Below are 21,358 nucleotides of genomic sequence, written 5' to 3'. Positions count from 1 at the left end.
GGGGGAACCCGGCTGGAAACAGAAGGGCCCCGGATCGCTCCGGGGCCCTTCCAGTCTGTACAGAGACCGTGGCTTACGAGGAGTAGTATTCCACGACCAGGTTCGGCTCCATCTTCACCGGGAACGGCACGTCGGCCAGTTCCGGCACGCGGACGTAGCGAACCGAGAAGCCGCGATCACCCAGTTCCAGATAGTCGGGGACGTCGCGCTCCGACGACTGCTGGGCTTCGATCACCAGCGCCATGGCGCGGGACTTTTCCTTGACCTCGATGACCTGGCCCGGCTTGACCCGGTACGAGGCGATGTCGACCTTCTTGCCGTCGACGGTCACGTGGCCGTGGTTGACGAACTGGCGGGCCGCCCACGGGGTCGGGACGAATTTGGCGCGGTAGACGATGGCGTCGAGGCGCGACTCCAGCAGGCCGATCAGGTTCTCGGAGCTGTTGCCCTTGCGGCGCGAGGCCTCGTCATAGGTCGCCGAGAACTGCTTCTCGGTGATGTTGGCGTAGTAGCCCTTCAGCTTCTGCTTGGCCTTCAGCTGCAGGCCGAAGTCCGAGACCTTCTGCTTGCGGCGCTGGCCGTGCTGGCCGGGGCCGTACGAGCGCTTGTTGACGGGGGATTTCGAACGGCCCCACAGGTTTTCACCCATGACCCGATCGAGTTTGTACTTGGCGCTATGGCGCTTGGACATAAGTCACTCTTTTCAATGATGCGGCCCGGTCCCTCCCCGGATGGAGGGACGATCTCAACGGCGGTACACGCATCGTCCGTGGTGGATCACGCAACGCGGCGAGCCGGTGGCGTGAAGGCGGCGCTTATGACGGCCGCCCCCCCGTGAGTCAAGGCTGGTCGGGCGATTCCGGGATCCACACGAAGCCGTCGTCGACACGCTGGAAACGGCCGACCCCCGGGAAGGGGAAGTGCACGCCGTAGATCCGCCGGGTCCCGGTCACGCCGCGCTCCAGCAGATCCTGGCGCGTGGCGACGGCCTTGGCGTTGTCGCTGTCCCACCCGTTCGTCCACTCCGGCCTTTGCACCGAGATGATCGAGCTGTGCATGGCGTCGCCGATGTACAGTAGCCGATCGTCGCCGGAGACGATCTCATAGCCGCTGTGCCCCGGCGTATGCCCGGCCAGCGGGACCGCCTTGATCGACGGCGTCACCTGGGCCCCCGGCAGGAACGGCTCGACTTTCGGCGAGATGGCGGCCAGCAGCGCGCCGGCCCCGGCCGCGTCGGCGCCGGCCCGGGCGGCGGCCCATTCCGGCGCGCTCATGCGGATCACGGCGTTGGGGAAGTTCAGGCCGCCGTCGGCTCCGACCAGCCCGCCGACATGGTCGCCGTGGGCGTGCGAGATCAACACGTCAGTCACCTGACCCGGCTCCACCCCGGCCGCCCGCAGCGAGGCGACCAGCTTGCCCTCGGTGCCCATCTGGCCGCCAGCGCCGGCGTCGATCAGCACCACCCGCTCGCCGTCGCGCACCAGCAGCGGCTGGATCGGCAGATGGATCGTCGCGTCGGTCACGCCCGCCGAGGTCAGCAGGGCCGTAACCTCGGCGACATTGGCCCAGGGGCTCATCTTGTCTGCGGCCGGAACCTTGAGGATCCCGTCGCGGAGCGCGGTCGCCTCCAGGGTGCCGATGCGGACCGCGCTGACATCCGGGCTGACGGTGGCGGGCGCCGCCGCGGGCGTCGCGGGCTCGCCCGCGGCCGGCTGGGCGTCCTGCGAGCAGCCGGCGACTCCAATCATGGCGGCCAGCACCACGCTCGCGGCGACGGTTTTGAACGATGGCGTCATTGGCGGGCCCTCCCCAAGTCAACACTCGATGACCTAGATAGGGCAAAATCAGGGCGCCGCCACCCCGCGTGCCCAGGAATTCGCGGGGACCGGGAAAATTCGCGACATAAAGAAGAGGCGTCACCCCGCGGCGACGCCTCTTCAGTCTTCGAACCGGCGGCTGGCCTATGCGGCGGCGGCGAACAGTTCGTTGGCCTTGTTCCAGTTCACCACCGTCCAGAACGCCTTCAGATAGTCGGGCCGGCGGTTCTGGTACTTCAGGTAATAGGCGTGCTCCCAGACGTCGGCGGCCAGCACCACGGCGCCCTTTTCGTCGGCCACGTCCATCAGCGGATTGTCCTGGTTCGGCGTCGAGGTGACCTTCAGCTTGCCATCCTGCACGATCAGCCAGGCCCAGCCCGAGCCGAACTGGCCGGCGCCGGCGGCGTTGAACGCCTCCTTGAACCTGTCCATCCCGCCGAGATCGCGGTCGATGGCGGCGGCCAGTTCGGCCGACGGTTCGCCGGTCTCGCCGACGGGGGCCAGCAGTTCCCAGAACAGGCTGTGATTCCAGTGCCCGCCGCCGTTGTTGCGCACGGCCTTTGGGGCCTTGGAGATGCTGGCGAACAGCTCTTCCAGCGACTTGCCCTGCAACGAGGCGTCGGCGTCCACGGCCTTGTTCAGATTGTCGACATAGGCCTGGTGGTGCTTGTCGTGGTGGAAGGTCATCGTCTCCCTGTCGATGGCCGGCTCCAGCGCGTCATAGCCATAGGGGAGGGGCGGAAGCGTAAAGGCCATGGAGAGGCTCCTTCGACAGGTTTCGGGGCCCCTCATCTAGGCGCCCCCGCCGCAAACCCAACCCTTGACGGCCCATTCCGCTCCGTCATTCCTCCCCCACAGGGGGAGGGGGACCATGCGAAGCATGGTGGAGGGGGTCTTGCCCCGGACACCGGCGGATGAGGTTAGCCCCCTCCACACCCCTTCGGGCGGTCCCCCTCCCCCTACGGGTGAGGATTGGGCAGATTGGCCTTCAGGCAGTCGCGCACGGCCCGCCGCAGGTCGCCGGAGGCCGAGACGAAATCGACGCCCTCGGCCTCGAACGCCGCCCGCGTCGCCGCGTCCAGCCCGTTCGGCAGCGCCTCGAGCACGCGCTTCTCCCCCTTGGGATGCAGGCAGAAGCCGACCTCGCGGCACAGGGCGGCGAACATTTCGGCGTGGTCGGGGGCGGATGTCTCGGTCATGCGTCCTGCTAGCACAAATCCTACGGCAACAGTCCGCTCAGCCAGTGCATAATGTTCAGACCGAACTGCACATTGCCCGGCGCCGTATTCATGCCGAACCGCTGGTGGGGCCGTCCGTCCGGATACCGCACCAGCTGGGCCGACAGCATGCCGGCCTCCCCCAGCACCACGACCCGGCCGTCCCCATGCCGGAACGCCAGCGCCTGCGCCGGCAGGGCCGGCGTCGACAAGGCCCCCAAAGCGTCCACGGGCGCCGCGCCGCTGTGCAGCCGGTCAACCAGCGCCTGTAGCGTCGGCAGGTCCGGCGCCTCCCGCGCGCCCACGGTCATCGGCAGCAGCGTCTCCGCCCCCGACGGTCCCTCGAGGGTCTGTCCGGTGAAGGCGGTCACGCCCGCAACCCGTTCCTCGGCGCTTCGCCCCGCCATGATCGGATGCGCCCCGAAGGCTTCGGGCGGATAGGACAGGTTGGTCGTCAGATCGGCCTCGCCGGTCATGGCGAAGGCGTAGCCCTTGCCCATCTGCACGCCGAACCGCGCCGCCAGCGCCTCCGCCGCCGCGCCGTGCGGGGCATGGTCGGCGATCAGCAACAGGCTCCCGCCGCCCTCCACCCAGGCCTCGACGGCCTCGATCTCTGGGGCGGTGAAGGCCGAGCCGCCGCCCTCCGGCTGGCCGGCGTTAGCGATCACCAGCACATCGACCCCGTCCAGCCCGCCCGCGTCGAATGGCGTGGTCCCGCCGCGCACCCGATAGCCGTCGGCCCGCGACAGGGCGGCGAACGGCGCATAGCGGCCGTCGACGGTATGGAAATTCCTGTGCGCCCCATCGATGACAACCATCGGGCCGTCGGCGGCGTAGGCCGGGCGGGCGACCGTCGGACGGAACTCCGGATCGGTCATCTGCTGCTGCGCCAAGGCGGGCGCGGCGACGGCCAGGGCGATCAGGCCCAGAGCAAGGGCAAGGCGTTTCATCGGACCCTCCGGTTTGCCCGGCTACCCTAGCACGCCCCGGTCAGCCCTTCAGCCGCGCCGCGTGAAAGGCCACATGGTCGGCGATGAAGCTGGCCATGAAGAAGTAGGAATGGTCATAGCCCGGCTGCATCCGCAGGGTGACCGTCTGCGCCGCCGCCTTCGCCGCCTCGACCAGCAGTTCCGGCTTCAACTGCTCCGCGAGGAAGGGATCGGCGTCGCCCTGATCGATCAGGATGTCGTCGAAACACCCCGCCCCGACCCCCTCTTCGATCAGCCGCCCCGCGTCGTGCTCCGCCCACGCCGCCCGATCATCGCCCAGGTAGGCCATGAAGGCCTTCTCCCCCCACGGACAGCGCGTCGGCGAGGCGATCGGCGCGAAGGCCGAGACCGAGCGGAACAGATGCGGATGCCGCAACGCCAGCGTCAGCGCCCCATGCCCGCCCATCGAATGGCCGCTGATCGAGCGCGCCTTGGTGGTCGGGAATTCCGCGTCGACCAGCCCTATCAGCTCATCGACGACATAGCTTTCCATGCGGAAATGCGGCGCCCACGGCGCCTCGGTGGCGTCGACATAGAAGCCCGCCCCCTGCCCCAGATCATAGGCCGGATCGTCGGCCACCCCCTCCCCGCGCGGCGAGGTGTCCGGCGCGACGACGATCACCCCGTGCTCGGCCGCGGCGGCGTAGGCCCCGGCCTTGGTGGTGAAATTGTCCTCGGTGCAGGTCAGGCCCGACAGCCAGATCAGCACCGGAAACGGCCCCTCCCCCGGCGGCGTGAACACCGACAGCGTCATCGCCGTGCCGGTGGTCGCGCTGTCGTGGCGCAGATAGCGGAGCGTTCCGCCGTGGACGATGTGGGTCTTCAGGGTTTCCATGCCGCTCGCATAACATCTCGCGGCGCGCCGGGGCTATCCGGGCCGATGCACCGCGCACACCTTGTTGCCCGAGGGGTCGCGCAGATAGGCCAGGTTCAGCGTGCCGAACGGGCCGTTGCGCTCGCCCGGCGGATCCTCGATGGCCTTGCCGCCGGCGGCGACGCCCGCGTCGTGAAAGGCCTGCACCATCTCCGGCGTCTTCGCCGCGAAGCCAATGGTGCCGCCGTTGGCGTGGCACGCCGGGTCGCCATCGATCGGCTTGCCCACAGCGAAGGCGCCGCGCGCCGTCCGCCACCAGTACCGCCCCTTTGGGTCCGGCCCGCTGGCCGGCTCCAGACCCAGCGCTCCCAGCGCCGCGTCATAGAATGTCCGCGACGCCTCGACGTCGTTCGCGCCGACGGTGATGTGGGTGAACATGGCTTCCTGCTCCCTGCGTTTGAGACAGTTTTTTTAAACAACTATCTCGCCAACGCAAGCCTCTAGAACACCACCACGCTTCTGATGCTCTCCCCCGCATGCATCAGGTCGAACGCCTCGTTGATGCGCTCCAGCGGCAGGGTGTGGGTGATCATCGGATCAATCTCGATCTTGCCGTCCATGTACCAGTCGACGATCTTCGGCGTGTCGGTGCGCCCGCGCGCCCCGCCGAAGGCCGAGCCGCGCCACACCCGGCCGGTGACCAGCTGGAACGGGCGGGTCGAGATCTCCTTGCCCGCCTCGGCCACGCCGATGACGATGCTCTCGCCCCAGCCGCGGTGGCAGGCCTCCAGCGCCTGACGCATCACCGTGGTGTTGCCGGTGCAGTCGAAGGTGTAGTCGGCCCCGCCGCCGGTCAGCTCGACCAGATGGGCGACCACGTCGGTGACCTCCTTCGGATTGACGAAATGGGTCATGCCGAAGCGCCGGCCCCACTCTTCCTTGGCGGAATTCAGGTCCACACCGACGATCATGTCGGCCCCGACCATCTTCAGCCCCTGGATGACGTTCAGCCCGATCCCGCCCAGACCGAAGACCACCGCGTTGGCCCCCGGCTCGACCTTCGCCGTATTGACCACCGCCCCGACGCCCGTGGTGACGCCGCAGCCGACGTAGCAGGCGCTCTGGAACGGCGCGTCCTTGCGGATCTTCGCCAGGGCGATCTCAGGCAGGACGGTGAAATTCGAGAAGGTCGAACAGCCCATATAGTGGGCAATGGCCTGGCCCTTGTAGCTGAACCGCGACGACCCGTCGGGCATCAGCCCCTTGCCCTGCGTCCCCCGGATCGCGGTGCACAGATTGGTCTTGCGGCTCAGGCAGCTTTTACATTGCCGGCACTCGGGCGTGTACAGCGGGATCACATGGTCGCCGACGGCCACGCTCGTCACGCCCGGTCCGACCTCGACCACCACCCCCGCGCCCTCATGGCCGAGGATCGACGGGAAGATACCCTCGCTGTCCAGACCGTCCAGCGTATAGGCGTCGGTGTGACAGATGCCCGTCGCCTTGATCTCGACCAGCACCTCCCCGGCGCGCGGCCCCTCCAGATCGACCTCGACGATCTCCAGCGGACGTTTGGCCTCGAAGGCGACGGCGGCGCGGGTTTTCATGGGCGGGGCTCCTTTGCGTTGCCGCTCTTCTAGGACAGACCGCCGATGCTATGGAACCGCATGGCGCACAGAAACCTCGTCATCCTCACCGGCTCCGGCATCTCCGCCGAGTCCGGCGTCCCCACCTTCCGCGCCGACGACGGCCTATGGATGGGGCGCCGCGTCGAGGATGTGGCGACGCCGCAGGCCTTCGCCCGCGACCCCGCCCTGGTGCAGGACTTCTACAACCAGCGCCGCCGGCAGCTGGCGACCGTCCACCCCAACGCCGCCCACCAGGCCCTCGCCGACCTCGCCGCGCGCTGGCCGGGCGAGATCCTGCTGGTGACCCAGAACGTCGACGACCTGCACGACCGCGCCCATGCCGCGACCCCGCCCGCCTCCGGCTTCGACCTGATCCACATGCACGGCGAACTGCTCAAGGCCCAGTGCAGCGTCACCGGCCGCGTCAGCGACTGGCCCGGCGACCTCGCCCCCGACCAGCCCTCGCCCTTCCACCCGCGCGGGACCCTGCGCCCGCACATCGTCTGGTTCGGCGAATTTCCCCTGCACATCGACCGGATCGAGCGCGCCCTCGCCGCCTGCGACCTGTTCGTCTCCATCGGCACCTCGGGCGCGGTCTGGCCGGCGGCCGGGTTCGTGCATCTGGCCAGGCTCGCCGGCGCCCGCACGGTCGAGCTCAACCTCGAGCCGTCGCGCGGCCGCCGCCTGTTCGACGAGGGCCAGTACGGCCCGGCGACGGAGGTGGTCCCGGCCTTCTGCGCCACGCTCTGAGCCTACCCCCGCGGCCCGAGCAGGATCATCGCCGCCCCGATCAGACAGACCGCCCCGCCGATCAGGTCCCAGCGGTCCGGCGCCGCCTTCTCGACCAGTCCCATCCACACCAGCGACGCCACGATATAGACCCCGCCGTAGGCCGCGAACGCACGCCCCGCCGCCGCGCTGGGGACCAGCGTCAACAGCCACGCGAAGGCGATCAGCGCCGCCACCCCGGGGATCAACCACAGCGGCGACCGGTCCAGCTTCAGCCAGGCCCAGAAGGCGAAACAGCCGGCGATCTCCGCCAGCGCCGCCAGCGGATAGACCAGCAGCGGCTTCACCCCTCGGCCGCCTTCTTCGCCGCCAGCTTGGCCAGCACCCGCCCCCGCCCCTTGGCGAGGGCATGGATCACCCCGCGGAAGGTCGCCACCTCCTGTTCCGAGAACCCGGCCCGGCCCAGCATGACCCGCAGGTTCTGGCTCATCGACGGCCGCTTCTCCGGCGGATGGAAGAAGCCGCCCCCGTCCAGCTCCGCCTCCAGATGTTCGTACATCCCGACCAGCAGATCGTTCGACGCCGGCGGCTCGCCCTCGCGGAAGCGCGGCGGCGGGGCGTCGAGGATCAGGGTGCGCCACTCATAGGCGTTGATCGCCACCGCCTGGGCCAGGTTCAGCGAATGGTGCCGCGGATCGATCGGGATGGTCGTGATCCCCTGCGTCAGGGCGATGTCCGTCGTCTCCAGCCCGGCCCGCTCGCCGCCGAACAGCAGCCCGACCGTCAGCCCCGAGGCCCGGTCGTCATACAGCAGCCGCGCCGACTCGCGTGGCGTGCGCACCGGCATCCGCGTCTCGCGCGGCCGGGCGGTGGTCGAGAAGACGGTGTTCAGATCGGCGATGGCCTGCGCCACCGTGTCGAACACCTTCACCCCGTCCAGCACCCAGTCGGCCCCCGAGGCGGTGGCCCAGGCCCGGTCCTGCGGCCAGCCGTCGCGCGGCGCGACCAGCCTCAGTTCGGACAGGCCGAAATTGGCCATCACCCGCGCCACCGCGCCGATGTTGTCGGCCAGCTGCGGCTTGTCGAGGATGACGACGGGCGGGGTCAGCTCACTCAAGACGGGTCAGTCCTCGCCATACATGGCCAGCCACGGATCGGCCGTCCCCGCCTCGACCTCGGCGACCTTGACCGCCGGCCAGCCGATCGAGTCATCCGCCGAATCCCGCCACGCCAGAACGAACAGGTCGCGCAGCTCCGACGCCCCCGCCGCCAGCCGCTCGATCACGAAGGCCCCGCCGCGCGCATCGCCCTCGCCGAAGCCGCCGGCCTTCTCCAGCGCATAGAAGGGCGTCACCTCGGCCAGGGTCGTCTTCAGATAGGCCGGGACCCGCGCGCGCAGATCGAACCCGTCCAGCGCCGGCGCCGCCATGGCCGCCTCGACCGCGTCCAGCCGCGCCACCCGGGCGGTGAAGTCGCCCTCGAACACGCCGTGCGTCTGGCGCGAGGTCGTGAAGCCTTCCGGGTTCGGCGTGTCGCGGTTCCAGCCGTTGTAGTGGATCGTCGTATGATGCGGCTGCGCCCCGTCGCCGACGAAATGGCCCAGATAGCCCATGTCGCGCAGGATCAGCGCCTCGCGCCGCAGCCGGTCCTCGCGATACCAGGCCCGCTTGCCCGGATCGGTCTCGCGCGCCTCGGCGGCGTCCAGCACCCGCCACGTCGCGAAGTCGCGCACCAGCTGCTGATAGCCGTCCATGATGGCGTAGGGCAGCCAGCCAGCGTCATCGACCTTGATCCCCGCGGCCAGCAACGCCGCGTCATATTCCGACTTCAGCCGCGGCAGGGCGTCGATCGGCATCCCCTGCGCGGTCATGATCCGGCCATCCTCCATCATGTCGACGAAGTGGGCCGTGTCGCGTTCCCGGTCGTGCGGCTGGCCGCCGCCCTTGGTGCGGTCCGGCTCGCGCGACAGTTCGCCGACCTCGGCCGCCGCCGCGCCCGTGCGCAGGAAGGCCGGCATCTCGTCCGGCAGGGCTCGCACCGCCGCCACCCCGATCAGCCGGTGCCCGGTGCTGCCCCAGGCAGAGGCCTGCAGGGCGAGGCCGCCGACGGCGACGAGGGCGACCGCGGCGATCAGAAAACGCTTCATGACAGGGCTCCGGCGAAAGACGCCGATGCTCTAGCCGATCCCGAACGCCGCCTCCACCCGTCCGACCCGCCGCCGGACCCTGGCCGGCCGGGTCAGAAATTCTGTGGATCGCGCCACGCCCGACATGACGTCCGTTTCGGCCCGGCGATAATCACGCCCGAGCACATCCAGCAACCACTTGACCTTCAAACAGTTGCCCGAACGAATATATCCATGAACAGTAAGCATCGCGCCCCAGCAAAGTGTTTCTGATCTGCGAATACAGCTGACAGGTTTTCGCGGCGTTGGCCAAACGCGATTCAGATGAACCATCACAAGGCGCACTTATCCACCGCATGACCGGACAGGAGGTCGCACGGCGGAAGGCGTGACTGGTTTTTGCCGCATTTATTGACGACAAGCCGCTCACCGGACGCGTCAGGGGCCGGGGCTTTCGTGAGTCTGATTCATGCTCGGCACAGCCGCTGCGCTCGCCCTCGTCTGGGCGATGGCCTTCCCGTCCGCGCCTGCGGTCGAGGCGGATCCCGTATCCTACGAAGCCGCGGTCGCGACCGGGCTGGGCGAGGAAACAACGGCGTCCGCGAGTGAAGGTTCCGACAGCGGCGTCGCGGGTCTGACCCCCGAGCAACAGGCCCTGATGGGCGAGGACGCCGACTGGACCGCCCGCGTCAATCTCTACCATGCCGGCGGCGGCGGAGCGACGGGCAACGACAGCCTCGGTTGCCGCCCGATCGCCATGCGCACCATCGCCACCGACCCGCGCTACATCCCGCGCCGCACCCGCCTGTTCATCCCCGAGACGGTCGGCCTGCGCATGCCGGACGGCACGCTGCACGACGGCTACTGGTACGCCTCCGACACCGGCGGCGCGATCAAGGGCCAGAAGATCGACCTTTACACCGGCCACGGCCGCGGCTCGATGCAGCCAGCCATGCGCTTCAACCAGCGCCGCCTGACCCTGATCGACGCCGGCCGCTTCGACGGCTGCCCGCCGTCGTGGGACGCCCAGCCCAGCCAGACCCTGATGGCCTCGGCCGTCAGCAACGTCGGCTCACGCTAGGCCGATTTCGCCAACCGGCGTATTGCGAAACCGCTTCGGCGGGCGCACCCTCCTCCGGTCTCCGGGGAGGGAACCATGAAAGCCGCCGTCGCCGTCGCCTTGCTTTGTCTCGCGTCCTCGGGCGCCGCCGTCGCCCAGGACGCCGGCGTGCCCTTCCAGGACCGCACCGACCGCGTGCAGCTTCAGGCCCGGCGCGGCCCCAGCCTGTTCCGGCCCGGCTTCGGCATCGGCGAATACGTCGGCTCGGCGTCGGCGCGCGCCTCCAGCACCGCCATTCCGTTTCGCCGCAGCGCCCACGCCAGAACCTCGCTCACCCTGACCGCGCCCTCCCTCTCGGGTGAAGTCCAGGCCGAGTGCGAGGGCGGCGAGGCGCGCACCCGCATCCTCTGGGTCACCTTCGAGCGCGAAACCCTCGCCTACAACTGCACCTTCTCCGGGGCCGCCCCGGCGGGCGCCGCCTTCACCCTCGCTCTGAGCCGTCACGGCAACTGGCTGCAGCGCCTGCAGCAGCCGCAACGGGCCGGCGAGCTCAACTGGAACGGTCAGATCTACCGCGCCGAGACCCGCTACGTCGAAGGCCTGCCGTGGGGCGGCGGCAATGTGCTGGGCTATGTGTTCAGCCGCGATGGCGTCGATATCGGCGGCGTGGCCCTGGGCGGCATGCGTCCGACCTTCTATCTCCCGCCCGCCGGCTCCACTGACCGCGACGCCGTCGCCGTGCTGGGCGCCATCCTGTTCAGCTTCCAGGACCCGGGCCGGCCGTCGGGCTAGAACCGCCGCTGGCCGCTGACCGTCTCGAAGAACATCCGCCAGTCGCCCATCAGGCTCCACAGCGGATAGCGGAAGGTCGCCGGCCGGTTCTTCTCGAAGAAGAAATGTCCGACCCAGGCGAAGCCGTAGCCGATCAGCGGCATGGCCAGCAGCCACCACGGGTTCCGCGTCATCAGGGCTGCGACGGGCACGAGCAGCACCAGCGCCGAGCCGACCACATGAATCCGCCGGCACGTCCGGTTGGAGTGCTCGTGGATATAGTGCGGATAGAAGGCTGAAAAGCTCTCGAAGCGTCCGCCCGCCGGCTCTTGCGTGCTCATCCGCCGACGATGACTCTGGCGCGGCCCGGCGGCAAGTCCGCGCGTCACCATCCGTGATCCCGTCCCACGCCCGTTCGGTCTATGCTGTCGTGATGAGCCCGCTGACCGCCTCGACCGCCCTGCTCGCCGCCTTCGCCCTCGCCGCACCGGCCACGGCCCTTGCGCAGGCCCCCGAGGGACCGCCCGGTCACCAGCTCGTCTGGGCCGACGAGTTCGCCGCCGACGGCCTCCCCGACCCGGCGTTGTGGACCTACGACACCCACGCCAACCGCACCGGCTGGTACAACAACGAGCTTCAGTACTACGCCGCCGAGCGACCCGAGAACGCCCGCATCGAGGACGGCCGCCTGATTATCGAGGCCCGCCGCGAACGGCTGGACAGCGCCGCCGACCATGGCGGTCAGGACTACACCTCCGCCCGCATGCTCAGTCGCACGGGCTGGACCACGGGCGTCTTCCAGGCGCGGGCGAAACTGCCCTGCGGCCGCGGGACCTGGCCGGCCATCTGGATGCTGCCGGTCGATCTCGAGACCTGGCCGGGCGACGGCGAGATCGACATCATGGAGCACGTCGGCCACCGCCGGGGCGTGGTCCACGGCACCGTCCACACCGGCCGCTACAATCATGTCGCCCGGACCCAGCGCGGGGCCGAGATCGCCGTCCCCGACGCCTGCGGTGCCTTCCATGTCTATGAGGTCCGCTGGACCCCCGAGGCCATCGACTTCGTCCTCGACGGCGCGCCCTACTATCGCTTCGCCAACGAGGGCGCCGACCGCGCCGCCTGGCCGTTCGACCGCCCGTTCCAGCTGATTCTCAATGTCGCCGTCGGCGGCGACTGGGGCGGGGCCGAGGGCGTCGACGAAGCGGCCTTCCCGCAGCGCCTGGAAATCGACTGGGTCCGCGTCTGGCAGGCGGAATAGCGCTCAGCCGGCCTCAGGCGGCCCGTCGCTCCGCCTTGGGCGGCAGTTCGAACCAGCCGGTGAAGCGCACGAACGCCGCCGGATCACCCGCGACCGTCAGCCCCGTCAGCGCTTCCGGCGCCGGGCCATAGACCGCCGCCGCCACCGCCTCCGGCGTCCCCGTCACCACCGCCTCGACCCCCTCGGGCTCCGCCCGAGCCGCGTGCAGCATCCCGTCCGCCACCCGCACGACGAAGCTCTCTGCCCCGAAGCGGAAGCCCAGCGCCGTCCGCGCCGCCCCCGCCTTGCCGGCGTCGAACATGGTCCGGAACGACAGCATCAGCCCGACCGGGCTCAGCGGCAGGGTGGCGTCATGGTCCGGCGAACGCGCCGCCCACCGCCCCATGGTCTGGATGATCGGCTCGGCCTCCAGTCCCCACGGCGTCAGCTCATAGACCTGCACCGAGGCCGGCGGCGCCAGCTTGCGCCGCACCACCACCCCTGCCGTCTCCAGCCCTTCCAGCCGCTGCGTCAGCACATTGGCGCTCAGCCCGGGCAGGCTGCTCCTCAGATCGCCGAACCGCTTCGGCCCCAGCATCAGCTCGCGCACCACCAGCAGGGCCCAGCGCTCGCCGAGGATCTCCAGCCCCAGCGCCGTGCCGCAGGCGTCCTCATAGCGGCGCCCATGGATGTTGGTTATTTTTTCTAACTTCATACTTGCTATATCTAACTGATCGCGGCATGACTCTCAAGCCGCGCGGGGCCGTCCCGCGCACCGACCCACCCGGGCTCAAGCAGCGAGGGACCGCGTCCCGAGCGTTTAGCCCCCCTCAAGACGGGCTCAAGCAGCGAGGGACCGCGTCCCGAGCGATAGCCCCCAAGCGGAGCGAGCGAGATGAGCTACATCGACGGATATCTGGTGCCGGTGGCGGCGGCGCAAAAGGACGCCTACCGCGCCATGGCCGAAAAGACCGCCGTCATCTTCAAGGACTGCGGCGCCCTGCGCGTGGTCGAGGCCTGGGGCGACGACCTGCCCGACGGCAAGGTGACCGATTTCAAACGCGCCGTGAACGCCGTCGACGGCGAGAATACGGTCTTCTCCTGGGTTGAATGGCCCGACAAGGCGACCCGCGACGCCGGCATGAAGACCTTCATGGAGCATCCGGACCTGAGCGGCATCACCGAAGCGCCCTTCGACGGCAAACGCATGGTCCTCGGCAGCTTCGTCGCCATGGTCGATGCCTGAACCCGGGCTCAGCCCCCTGCCATCCTCACCCACAAGCCGGGGCCCAGGCGGCGAGCGACCGCGTCGCCAGCGCTAACCCCCATCAAGAAAGCGGAGCGTCAGCAAACCATGCCCTTCCTCGACATCACGGTAATGCCCGTCCCCACGGCCAACAAGGCCGCTTATCTGGAACACTCGCGCCAGACCACGCCCTTCTTCAAGGAGCTGGGCGCCGTCGCCGTCACTGAATGTTGGGGCGAGGACATCCCCGACGGCAAGGTCACCGACTTTAAACGGGCCGTGGCCCTGCAGGATGGCGAGACCGTCGCCGTCGGCTGGATCACCTGGCCCGACAAGGCCGTCCGCGACACGGCGTGGGAAGCGTTGATGCAGGACGAGCGGATGATGGCCCTCGACATGCCGTTCGACGGCAAGCGGATGATCTTCGCGGGCTTCGAGGTCGTCGCCGAAAACTGACCCCTGGGCGGACCGGCGGCCCTGGTCCCGGCAGTGGCCGGATCGCCGCCAGATCCTGGCCGTCGCCGACTAGTGCCGACGACGGTCGACGCCCACTGGAAGACACTCACCGGTTGGCGGCCTCCGTTCACCAGTTTCGTTGCCGCCGCCTTCAGTCTTCACCCCCATCCTGCGGCGTCCATCCGGGAGACGCCGATGCAAGCCCACGCCATTGCCGCCGCCGGCCTCGCCACGGCCACGGCCCGTTTCGAGGCCAGCGCCCGCCGCACCGCGGTCGAGCCGCTCGCCGACCTCGCTGGGGAGGCGGCCGAACGGATCGGCGCCGAACTGGCCGTCAAGGCCAACGTCTCGGTGTTGAAGACCGCCGACGACATGACCGGCGCCCTGCTCGACATTCTGGCCTGACGCGACCCATAGTCGAAGGCGATCCCAAGCGGACCATGCGCCGTGGGCTCGGCGACCGTCCCGCTTTCGGGCTGTTACGACGTCCGTTGCTGGCGCAAAGCCCCCCTACACCTCCTTCCCCCAATCCTCCCCGCTCCTCGCAGACCGTGCTGCGTCTGCATCCGCCCGTCCGGGCTGTCCGGCGGCCGCGGCGGCCGCAGCTCGCTGTCCGCGCGACGGGGACAAAACCGGCGGGACAGGCCGGCCCGGAATCACCGCCGCCCTACCGGCAGAACCGCGTCTCCGTCGCCTCCAGATGCAGGTGGTCGGCGTGGACGGCGTTGTAGTCCGGGCTCAGCGTCGTGCCGAAGATGCGGCAGGCGTCGTCGCGGATGCGGCGCAGGAAGCGCGCCTCCGGCGCATCCCCGGCCCAGTCCGCCTTCACCGTGATGCGCCGGCCGTCGCGCAGCCGCACCCCGGCGAAGTCCAGCGCCGCCGCCTGGGCGTGGGCGCTGACGCGGTTGCTGACGCCGCCGTTGTTGATGTTGCGGCAGGCGTAGGCGCCCATGTGGTCGATCTGGACCACGTCCGAGCCGAGGATCTCGCGCGCCGCCGGCTCCAGCGACTGCCGCCGCCACAGGCTCAGGGCCAGGGCGGTGCGGCAGGTCATCTCGACGTCGCCTGGCGCCATGCGCGCCACCGTCCCCATGTCGGGGCCCAGCACGCCGCCGCCGCTCAGACCGCAGGTCGGCGTCGTCGCGCGATCCGGCGTCGGCCGGAAGGTTACGCGCGCGGCGGTCAGCTGGGCCATGCATTGCTGCAGCGCCGCGCTTTCGCGGATCACAGCCGCCCGCGTGGCGGCGTCGATCGGCCGGTCGATCAGGGCCCCGACCAGCGGGGCCTCGTTGCGCGACGGAGCGGCCGGCCAGCCGGCGGCCGCCGGCCGCTCGGCCAGCAGCCGGCTGCACCCGGCCAGCAGCAGGGTCGTGGCGGCGGCGGCGGCCAGGAGGCGAAGGGCGGGGCGCATGCATGGACGCTACGGTGATTTGCGGCGGCGGAGAATCCCGGACTGTGCCCAACATTCCGCCCATTCCGTTACACACGTCGCGCGCCGCCAAAGTTTACCCTTCTCCCCTTGTGGGAGAAGGTGTCTCGCGAAGCGAGACGGATGAGGGGTATGGCGGACCAGACGCGACGCCTCCGGGCCAAGATGACCTTCGCGGAAATGGCGATGTGGAAGCTCCTGCGGGATCGGCGTCTCGAAGGCCTGAAATTTCGCCGACAAACCCGGATCGGGCCGTGGATCGCGGACTTCTGCTGCTACGAGCTCAAGCTGGTGATCGAGCTGGACGGCGGCATTCACCATCTGCGCGAGGAGCAGGACCGGCTACGCGACGCCAATTTGCAGCAGCGGGGCTTCACGGTTCTGAGATTCGGCAACGAGGCTGTCCTGACCAACCCCACTATCGTGTTCGACGCCGTCCGCCGCCACGCGGACCGACCACCCCCTCATCCGTCAGGCTTCGCCTGACACCTTCTCCCACGAGGGGAGAAGGATGCAGAAAAAAGGGAGCCTCCTTCCGGAAGCGACCCTGATCTGATCCCTGACCTCAGCTGTCCAGGAACGACCGCAGCTTCCGCGACCGCGACGGATGCTTGAGCTTCCGCAACGCCTTGGCCTCGATCTGCCGGATCCGCTCGCGCGTCACCGAGAACTGCTGCCCGACCTCTTCGAGGGTGTGGTCGGTGTTCATGCCGATGCCGAAACGCATGCGAAGCACCCGCTCCTCGCGCGGCGTCAGCGACGCCAGCACGCGGGTGGTGGTCTCGCGCAGGTTCGACTGGATCGCCGCGTCGATCGGCAGGATGGCGTTCTTGTCCTCGATGAAGTCGCCGAGGTGCGAGTCTTCCTCGTCGCCGATGGGCGTCTCGAGGCTGATCGGCTCCTTGGCGATCTTCAGCACCTTGCGCACCTTCTCCAGCGGCATGGCCAGCTTTTCGGCCAGTTCTTCCGGGGTCGGCTCGCGGCCGATCTCGTGCAGCATCTGGCGGCTGGTGCGGACGATCTTGTTGATCGTCTCGATCATGTGCACCGGGATGCGGATGGTCCGCGCCTGGTCGGCGATCGAGCGGGTGATCGCCTGACGGATCCACCAGGTGGCGTAGGTCGAGAATTTGTAGCCGCGGCGGTACTCGAACTTGTCGACCGCCTTCATCAGGCCGATGTTGCCCTCCTGGATCAGGTCCAGGAACTGCAGGCCGCGGTTCGTGTACTTTTTCGCGATCGAGATGACCAGGCGCAGGTTGGCCTCGACCATTTCCTTCTTGGCCTGACGCGCCTCGCGCTCGCCCTTCTGCACCGTCTGGACGATGCGGCGGTAGTCGTCGATCGGCAGGCCGGCCTCGGTCGCCACGGCGGCGACGTCGCCGCGGATCTGGGCGATCTGGGCCTGTTCATTGTCGCTGAACTTGGTCCAGCGGACGCCCATCTCCTTGACGTTGTCGGCCCAGTTGGGGTCCAGCTCGCGGCCGAAATAGGCCTTGAGGAACTCCGGACGCGAGATGCCGTAGCTGTCGGCGAGGCGCAGCAGCCGGCCTTCCAGCCCCATCAGCCGCTTGTTGATCGCATACAGCTGCTCGACCAGGGCCTCGATGCGGTTATTGTTCAGCTTCATCGTCTTCAGGCGGCCCGAGATGGTCGCCGTCAGCGTGTCATAGGCCTTCTGGTCCTTGGCCGTCAGGGTCTCGCCCTTCAGACGCGCCTCGACCAGCTTGTCCTGCAGCTTGCGGAAGCCGCCGAAGTCGCCGGCGATCGCGTCCAGCACCTCCATGACGCCATCGCGCAGCTCCGCCTCCAGCGCCGAGATCGACATCCCGCCGCCATCGTCGAAGTCCTCGTCCTCCTCGTCGTCCTCCTTGTCCGCATCCGCCTCCTGAGAGATCGCGGCCTCCTTGGCCTCGGGCGAGCCCGGGACCGGCTGCTGCGGCTGGTTGTGCGGCAGGGACGAGGGGTTCAGCACGCCATAGGTGGCGTCGAGGTCGATGACCTCGCGCAGCAGGATGCGGTTGTTGGCCAGTTCGTCGCGCCACACCATGATGGCCTCGAACGTCAGGGCGCTCTCGCACAGCCCCGAGATCATCGCGTCGCGGCCGGCCTCAATGCGCTTGGCGATGGCGATCTCGCCCTCGCGGCTCAGCAGCTCGACGCTGCCCATCTCGCGCAGATACATCCGCACCGGGTCGTCGGTGCGGTCGTAGGCGGCCTTGGCCGGGGCTTCGGCGACCGAGGTTTCGGCGGCGGCGGCGACCTCGGTGCTCTGGCCCTCGGTCGCGTCCTCCTCGGCCTCGACGACGTTGACCCCCATCTCGGACAGCATCGCCAGCGTGTCCTCGATCGCGTCCGGCGTGACCTCCTCGGACGGCAGCACCTTGTTCAGGTCCTCCATCGTCACATAGCCGCGCGCCTTGGCCTGTTTGATGAATTTCTTGACGCCGGCGTCGGTGAGGTCGAGCAGCGGGCCGTCGCTCTGAACTTCGGCTTCCTGCGTCTCGGTCTGCGCACTCATTCAGTCTATCTCCAGGTGGAGGGCTGATCAGGCCGTCCGCCAATACAACGTGTGGCGGGGTCGTTGGTTACGATCCCGCGCTGTCTTCCCAAATCTCACCGGTTTTGATCGCGCGACGCAGGACGTCACGCTCGGCCTTGAGCCGGCGAAACGCCTCGTCCTGCCCCGGCACGCCACGCGCCGAAGTCAGGGCATCCTCCAGCGCCGCCACGCGGGTTAGCGCGTCGAACGCCTGCGACCATCGGATCCGCGCCTCGCCGAGGGGCTTGTCTATGGCCAGGAAGGGCGCGCCGGACTTTGCCGCCGCCTTCTCGACCTCGTGCATCAAGACGCCATGACCCGATTGCGCCAGATGGCGTCGCAGGGCCGCCGAGTCAAGGTCTTGCCCCGAGAAGCGCAGGCGGACCATCTCCTGAGCAAGACCATCGAGAGCCGGATCTCCGAAGCCGTGCGCGGCGATCGCCTCCAGATGGTCGTCCATCCGTTCGGGGTCGTCGACGGCCCCGTGGGCCAGCGCGGCGGCCACCGGCTCGATTGAGCGCGACAGCGACTGCATCGCCTCGGCCCCCTCGGCGGTCTGACCCAGTTTCGGCGGCGGCCCGGGCCGCCAGCGGCCGCCCGCCCCCGTCGCCGGTGAGGCGGACGGCGCGCGCCGGACCGGAAACAGGGCGTCGAACCGGTCGAACAGTTCGCGCCGATATTGCTCCGCCAGATCCTTGTCCTGCACCGCCGAGGCCGCCTGGCGCAGCCGCCCCTTCAGCCCCGCCCGCCGTTCCGGCGTATCCAGCGGCTCGGCCTCGGCCTCCTTCTGGAACAGCACCTCGGCGAAGGTCCGCGTCGCCGCCAGCGCCTGGCGCAGCGCCGGCGCCCCCTTGTCGCGCAGGATGTCGTCCGGGTCCTGCCCCGCCTCCAGCAGGGCGAAGCGGAACGACCGGCCGGACTTCAGCTGCGGCAGGGCCCGGTCGATGGCGCGATAGGCCGCCCGGCGCCCCGCCGCATCGCCGTCGAAACACAGCACCGGCTCGGACGACACTCGCCACAGGCGCTCCATCTGTTCTTCCGTCAGGGCCGTGCCCATCGGCGCCACGGCCGGCAGGCCCGCCCGCTGACAGGCGATCACATCCATATAGCCCTCGACCACGATGATGGCCTGACTGTCGCGGCTCTCGGCGCCGAGAATGCGCCGCGCCTCCGGCAGGCCGTACAGGGTCGCCCCCTTATGGAAGAGCGGGCTCTCCGGCCCGTTCAGATATTTGGCGCGGTCGTCGGGGTTCATCGCCCGCCCGCCGAACGAAACGATCCGCCCGCGCGCGTCGAGGATGGGGAACATCAACCGGTCGCGGAACCGGTCATAGGGCGTCCCGCCGCCCTCGGGCGCGATCAGCATGCCCGCCTCGACCAGATCGCCCGGCTTGGCGCCGCGCTGGACCAGGGCGGTCTTCAGCCCCTCGCGGTCGTTGGGCGCATAGCCGAGGCCGAACCGCTCCCACTGATCCTCGGGCAGGCCGCGCTTCTCCAGATATTCGCGGACCGCCTTGCCCGGCGAGCGGCGCAGATTGGCCGCGTACCATTTCTGCGCCAGGTCCATCCAGTCGGTCAGACCCTGCTTCTTCGCCTCGCGCTCGGCCGCCTGCGGGTCCTCGGCCGGCAGGGCCATGCCCGCCTCCCCGGCCAGCCGCTGCACCGCCTCGACGAACGACAGCCGCTCGGTCTCCTGCAGGAAGGAGATGACGTCGCCATGCTTGCCGGACGAGAAGTCGTGGAAGAAGCCCTTGTCGTCATTGACGAAGAAGGACGGCGACTTCTCCTTGGTGAAGGGCGACAGGCCGACATATTCGCGGCCCTGCCGCTTGAGCTTCACCGTCCGCCCGATGATGTCGGACGGCCGAAGGCGGGCCTTCAGTTCTTCAAGGAAGCGATCATCGAAGCGCACCGCCGTCTTATAGCGTGCGACTCACTCCAGCGGGGGCATTTACCCCCTGTTAACCACAATGGCCGGATTGCGCGCATAACCGCCTGATTGTGCGCATATTTTTTTCCGACAACGGAACAGTCCACAGGCCTGTGGATTAACCATGTCGCCGTCGCGAAGCTCGACGGAGTCTGACGCCGCCGGCCAGAAGCGCCACGCGGGTCGAGGAAAGACCGCTTCTGATGTTCATCGCCATCGCCCGCCCGGCGGTGGAGCCCCACGGTCCCGACGCTGTCGCCGTCCCCGGCTCCCCCGCCATCGCCGACCTGTCGCCACGCGCCCTGCACGCCCGCCTGCTCGAGAACGCCGCCCTCCGTCGCCAGCGCGGCCAGGAGCGGCTGCGCAGCAACCGGATGGCTGACGCCGACTACTGGCTCAACGCCGCGCCGGTCGCCATCCGCAAGGCCAGCGCCCTGCGCGAGGAAAAGAGCTTCGCGCCCCTGCCCTGACGATCGGCCCGGCGGAGGCGACTCCCGCCGTCGACCGGGGGCCGCCGGCTTGCGCCCACTCTAGCGAATGGACGCTCCCAGCCAGCCGCCCGGCCGCTCGAGGTTGAACGCCCCGCTCTCCTCGGCGAACAGGTTCAGCAGGTAAGGCGTGGCCGGCGCCGTGGATGGCCAGCACCCGCTTGCCGGGGTCATCCGCCAGCCGCACCAGGCTCCAGTTGAGCTTCAGCTGAGGCTTAGCCTCCCGGCTCCCGCATGACCCGTTACGAATCGATCAGGCGACCGGTGGGGCTTGATCGCGCCTGGCCCGGTCGTCCGCGTGGGACGCCCGTCGCCACTCGCGCTGGGCAGCGGCGTCCCACATTCGCACCAACGCCTCCACCGCCTGGGCCAGCGCGCGCGCCTCGCCCGCGCGGCCGTTGCCGACCAGCCATGTGGCGCGGTGCAGGGCGAGTCCGAGCGCCAGTTCCGGATCCAGTTCGGACAGGTCGGAGATGTCCGCGGGCTCCGCGAGCGGCGTGAGCCCTGCGCCCGGATCGTCTGCGCCGCCCCGGACCGGCTTCAGGTCCAGCCGTTCGGCGATCCGGGCGCGGGTCCAGCCTTCGGCCATGGCCCGACGGCGCAGATTGGACAGGCCGACATCAAAGCGGCGGGCGACCGACGGGGCGGACTCCCCGGCGACATAGGCCTTGCGAACCTGCGCCCAGGTCTCCGGCCCGCGATATTTGCGCAGACGATAGTGCTCCATTCCACAACGGTCGCACGCCGTTACGTCAAAAACGGACGTAGGCTCCTGTTTGCCCCCTCCCGCCGGGAGAGGGTTCTGCAACCTCAGTCGCCGCACAATTCTTCATGGCCGATCTAACCAGACTGCGCCCGTGTTTGCGGCCGCCGTATG

27 protein-coding genes are annotated in these 21,358 nt (G+C 69.2%); 9 read left to right on the top strand and 18 right to left on the bottom strand.

The window, feature by feature from the left end; genetic code table 11:
- Positions 1-73: 73 nt before the first annotated feature.
- The 8 genes from rpsD to ACK4JY_RS05115 form a co-directional block, all read right to left on the bottom strand.
- Positions 74-691, bottom strand: coding sequence for a 30S ribosomal protein S4 (rpsD, locus tag ACK4JY_RS05150; RefSeq protein WP_409603472.1), 618 nt, complete (start codon positions 689-691; stop codon positions 74-76).
- Positions 692-839: 148 nt separating this feature from the next.
- Complete coding sequence (locus ACK4JY_RS05145) at positions 840-1,796, bottom strand: MBL fold metallo-hydrolase (protein WP_409603470.1); 957 nt, start codon at positions 1,794-1,796, stop codon at positions 840-842.
- A 165-nt stretch (positions 1,797-1,961) separates the two neighbouring features.
- On the bottom strand, positions 1,962-2,573 hold the full coding sequence (locus ACK4JY_RS05140; protein WP_409603469.1) for a superoxide dismutase: 612 nt from the start codon (positions 2,571-2,573) through the stop codon (positions 1,962-1,964).
- 203 nt (positions 2,574-2,776) lie between these two features.
- Positions 2,777-3,016: a hypothetical protein gene (locus ACK4JY_RS05135; protein WP_409603467.1), complete on the bottom strand. Its 240-nt coding sequence runs from the start codon at positions 3,014-3,016 to the stop codon at positions 2,777-2,779.
- Positions 3,017-3,036: 20 nt separating this feature from the next.
- A complete protein-coding gene (locus ACK4JY_RS05130) occupies positions 3,037-3,984 on the bottom strand; it encodes a DUF4350 domain-containing protein (protein WP_409603465.1) in 948 nt (315 codons plus the stop codon).
- Between the two features lie 40 nt (positions 3,985-4,024).
- Positions 4,025-4,858, bottom strand: coding sequence for an S-formylglutathione hydrolase (fghA, locus tag ACK4JY_RS05125; RefSeq protein ID WP_409603464.1), 834 nt, complete (start codon positions 4,856-4,858; stop codon positions 4,025-4,027).
- A gap of 33 nt (positions 4,859-4,891) precedes the next feature.
- Positions 4,892-5,275 carry a VOC family protein gene (locus ACK4JY_RS05120; protein WP_409603462.1) on the bottom strand — a complete coding sequence of 128 codons (384 nt, stop codon included), beginning with the start codon at positions 5,273-5,275 and terminating at the stop codon, positions 4,892-4,894.
- Between the two features lie 62 nt (positions 5,276-5,337).
- Complete coding sequence (locus ACK4JY_RS05115; protein WP_409603460.1) at positions 5,338-6,444, bottom strand: S-(hydroxymethyl)glutathione dehydrogenase/class III alcohol dehydrogenase; 1,107 nt, start codon at positions 6,442-6,444, stop codon at positions 5,338-5,340.
- Between the two features lie 60 nt (positions 6,445-6,504).
- On the opposite strand from ACK4JY_RS05115, the gene ACK4JY_RS05110 reads away from it, so the two are divergent.
- On the top strand, positions 6,505-7,215 hold the full coding sequence (locus ACK4JY_RS05110; RefSeq protein ID WP_409603458.1) for an NAD-dependent deacylase: 711 nt from the start codon (positions 6,505-6,507) through the stop codon (positions 7,213-7,215).
- Positions 7,216-7,217: 2 nt separating this feature from the next.
- Here the strand turns inward: ACK4JY_RS05110 and ACK4JY_RS05105 are convergent, their stop codons facing one another.
- The 3 genes from ACK4JY_RS05105 to ACK4JY_RS05095 are packed head-to-tail and all read right to left on the bottom strand — an operon-like array spanning position 7,218 to position 9,340.
- A complete protein-coding gene (locus tag ACK4JY_RS05105; protein WP_409603456.1) occupies positions 7,218-7,541 on the bottom strand; it encodes a YnfA family protein in 324 nt (107 codons plus the stop codon).
- The gene (locus ACK4JY_RS05100) at positions 7,538-8,311 is read right to left on the bottom strand and encodes an RNA methyltransferase (RefSeq protein ID WP_409603454.1); all 774 of its coding nucleotides are present in this window, start codon (positions 8,309-8,311) and stop codon (positions 7,538-7,540) included. The genes ACK4JY_RS05105 and ACK4JY_RS05100 overlap by 4 nt, the downstream gene beginning before the upstream one ends.
- 6 nt (positions 8,312-8,317) lie before the next feature.
- The gene (locus ACK4JY_RS05095) at positions 8,318-9,340 is read right to left on the bottom strand and encodes a S1/P1 Nuclease (protein WP_409603452.1); all 1,023 of its coding nucleotides are present in this window, start codon (positions 9,338-9,340) and stop codon (positions 8,318-8,320) included.
- Between the two features lie 448 nt (positions 9,341-9,788).
- Here ACK4JY_RS05095 and ACK4JY_RS05090 point away from each other — a divergent pair, with 448 nt between their 5' ends.
- Both ACK4JY_RS05090 and ACK4JY_RS05085 read left to right on the top strand, forming a co-directional pair.
- A complete protein-coding gene (locus ACK4JY_RS05090; RefSeq protein ID WP_409603450.1) occupies positions 9,789-10,400 on the top strand; it encodes a 3D domain-containing protein in 612 nt (203 codons plus the stop codon).
- Between the two features lie 75 nt (positions 10,401-10,475).
- Complete coding sequence (locus ACK4JY_RS05085) at positions 10,476-11,171, top strand: hypothetical protein (protein ID WP_409603448.1); 696 nt, start codon at positions 10,476-10,478, stop codon at positions 11,169-11,171.
- On the opposite strand, the gene ACK4JY_RS05080 is transcribed toward ACK4JY_RS05085, so the two are convergent.
- Entirely contained in the window at positions 11,168-11,491 is a 324-nt protein-coding gene (locus tag ACK4JY_RS05080; protein ID WP_409603446.1) for an Mpo1-like protein, read from the bottom strand. The genes ACK4JY_RS05085 and ACK4JY_RS05080 overlap by 4 nt on opposite strands.
- Positions 11,492-11,544: 53 nt before the next feature.
- Here ACK4JY_RS05080 and ACK4JY_RS05075 point away from each other — a divergent pair, with 53 nt between their 5' ends.
- The gene (locus ACK4JY_RS05075) at positions 11,545-12,411 is read left to right on the top strand and encodes a family 16 glycosylhydrolase (protein ID WP_409603444.1); all 867 of its coding nucleotides are present in this window, start codon (positions 11,545-11,547) and stop codon (positions 12,409-12,411) included.
- A gap of 13 nt (positions 12,412-12,424) precedes the next feature.
- Here ACK4JY_RS05075 and ACK4JY_RS05070 read toward each other — a convergent pair whose 3' ends face one another.
- Positions 12,425-13,105, bottom strand: a complete 681-nt coding sequence (locus ACK4JY_RS05070; protein WP_409603442.1) for a winged helix-turn-helix transcriptional regulator — start codon at positions 13,103-13,105, stop codon at positions 12,425-12,427.
- Positions 13,106-13,285: 180 nt separating this feature from the next.
- Between ACK4JY_RS05070 and ACK4JY_RS05065 the strand changes: the two genes are divergently transcribed.
- The 3 genes from ACK4JY_RS05065 to ACK4JY_RS05055 all read left to right on the top strand — a co-directional run bounded on the left by ACK4JY_RS05065 (position 13,286) and on the right by ACK4JY_RS05055 (position 14,497).
- Positions 13,286-13,636: a DUF1428 domain-containing protein gene (locus tag ACK4JY_RS05065; protein WP_409603440.1), complete on the top strand. Its 351-nt coding sequence runs from the start codon at positions 13,286-13,288 to the stop codon at positions 13,634-13,636.
- 108 nt (positions 13,637-13,744) lie between these two features.
- Entirely contained in the window at positions 13,745-14,092 is a 348-nt protein-coding gene (locus ACK4JY_RS05060; RefSeq protein WP_409603439.1) for a DUF1428 domain-containing protein, read from the top strand.
- Positions 14,093-14,287: 195 nt separating this feature from the next.
- On the top strand, positions 14,288-14,497 hold the full coding sequence (locus ACK4JY_RS05055; protein WP_409603437.1) for a flagellar hook protein FlgE: 210 nt from the start codon (positions 14,288-14,290) through the stop codon (positions 14,495-14,497).
- 262 nt (positions 14,498-14,759) lie between these two features.
- On the opposite strand, the gene ACK4JY_RS05050 is transcribed toward ACK4JY_RS05055, so the two are convergent.
- Positions 14,760-15,503: an extensin family protein gene (locus tag ACK4JY_RS05050; RefSeq protein ID WP_409603435.1), complete on the bottom strand. Its 744-nt coding sequence runs from the start codon at positions 15,501-15,503 to the stop codon at positions 14,760-14,762.
- A gap of 150 nt (positions 15,504-15,653) precedes the next feature.
- On the opposite strand from ACK4JY_RS05050, the gene ACK4JY_RS05045 reads away from it, so the two are divergent.
- Positions 15,654-16,007, top strand: a complete 354-nt coding sequence (locus ACK4JY_RS05045; protein ID WP_409603433.1) for an endonuclease domain-containing protein — start codon at positions 15,654-15,656, stop codon at positions 16,005-16,007.
- 79 nt (positions 16,008-16,086) lie between these two features.
- Here the strand turns inward: ACK4JY_RS05045 and rpoD are convergent, their stop codons facing one another.
- Both rpoD and dnaG read right to left on the bottom strand, forming a co-directional pair.
- Entirely contained in the window at positions 16,087-18,042 is a 1,956-nt protein-coding gene (gene rpoD, locus ACK4JY_RS05040) for an RNA polymerase sigma factor RpoD (RefSeq protein WP_409603431.1), read from the bottom strand.
- A 67-nt stretch (positions 18,043-18,109) separates the two neighbouring features.
- Positions 18,110-19,975: a DNA primase gene (gene dnaG / locus ACK4JY_RS05035; protein WP_409603429.1), complete on the bottom strand. Its 1,866-nt coding sequence runs from the start codon at positions 19,973-19,975 to the stop codon at positions 18,110-18,112.
- Between the two features lie 221 nt (positions 19,976-20,196).
- Here dnaG and ACK4JY_RS05030 point away from each other — a divergent pair, with 221 nt between their 5' ends.
- The gene (locus ACK4JY_RS05030) at positions 20,197-20,463 is read left to right on the top strand and encodes a hypothetical protein (RefSeq protein WP_409603428.1); all 267 of its coding nucleotides are present in this window, start codon (positions 20,197-20,199) and stop codon (positions 20,461-20,463) included.
- A 60-nt stretch (positions 20,464-20,523) separates the two neighbouring features.
- On the opposite strand, the gene ACK4JY_RS05025 is transcribed toward ACK4JY_RS05030, so the two are convergent.
- Both ACK4JY_RS05025 and ACK4JY_RS05020 read right to left on the bottom strand, forming a co-directional pair.
- The gene (locus ACK4JY_RS05025; RefSeq protein WP_409603426.1) at positions 20,524-20,655 is read right to left on the bottom strand and encodes a hypothetical protein; all 132 of its coding nucleotides are present in this window, start codon (positions 20,653-20,655) and stop codon (positions 20,524-20,526) included.
- A gap of 79 nt (positions 20,656-20,734) precedes the next feature.
- Positions 20,735-21,208 (bottom strand): hypothetical protein, encoded by a 474-nt coding sequence (locus ACK4JY_RS05020; RefSeq protein ID WP_409603424.1) that lies wholly within the window; start codon positions 21,206-21,208, stop codon positions 20,735-20,737.
- Positions 21,209-21,358: the final 150 nt, after the last annotated feature.

Origin of the sequence: Brevundimonas sp. (assembly GCF_046295595.1) — a bacterium.
GTDB lineage: Bacteria > Pseudomonadota > Alphaproteobacteria > Caulobacterales > Caulobacteraceae > Brevundimonas.
The sequence above is the reverse complement of the archived record's forward strand: the minus strand, read 5'-3'. Positions and strand labels throughout refer to the sequence as shown.